General features: G+C 30.6%; 1 protein-coding gene. It reads right to left on the bottom strand.

The window, feature by feature from the left end; genetic code table 11:
• On the bottom strand, positions 1-547 hold a 547-nt coding region (locus QRY16_RS21995; RefSeq protein WP_289778065.1), incomplete at its 3' end, for a hypothetical protein.
• Positions 548-628: the final 81 nt, after the last annotated feature.

The raw sequence follows: 628 nt of genomic DNA, 5'->3' as shown, positions 1-628 counted from the left end.
ATGAATCTTCATCATTGTTGGGACACTCATCCGATGATGTTAGGCATATTTGATTTTTAGTTAAATGAACTAAATCTTTTCGTATTGGTATTTGATTCGAGATACAATCTTCTTGTTTTGGACAATTTAATTTTAACCTCTTTAATCGTTGTTGCCGTAGTATACATCGATCAAGACAATCTTGTCGTGATATAACCAAATCCAATGATGTTATCGAATCTTCTTTTTGATGTGCAATTCGTTCATCTTGTATTTCAAATGCATTTCGATTTGAATAATTATGACAATGGAAGAATGACCATTGATCAGTGGATCTTAATGTCTTTAGATAATAGTATTCAATCATATAATGATGATTTAATTCCAATTTAACTGGTGATCGGATTGAATCAATCGGTATTTTATCAGCTGAATGAATAAACAATTCTGGTAAAATTGCTTCACTATTGGAACCAATTGGAACGCGATTTGATTGTATAAGTAAAGTAATATAAATATCTCGATGATCTAATATTGAATTTGATGATTCTCGTTCAGAATTCAACATTGAACGAAATACGACAATTTCACTAAGATAGGAGAAGCAACGTTTGTTCTGAAAATATGATTCAATCGGTGGTGATATGAT

The organism is Mixta mediterraneensis, assembly GCF_030283135.1.
Taxonomy (GTDB): domain Bacteria; phylum Pseudomonadota; class Gammaproteobacteria; order Enterobacterales; family Enterobacteriaceae; genus Pantoea; species Pantoea mediterraneensis.
The sequence above is the reverse complement of the archived record's forward strand: the minus strand, read 5'-3'. Positions and strand labels throughout refer to the sequence as shown.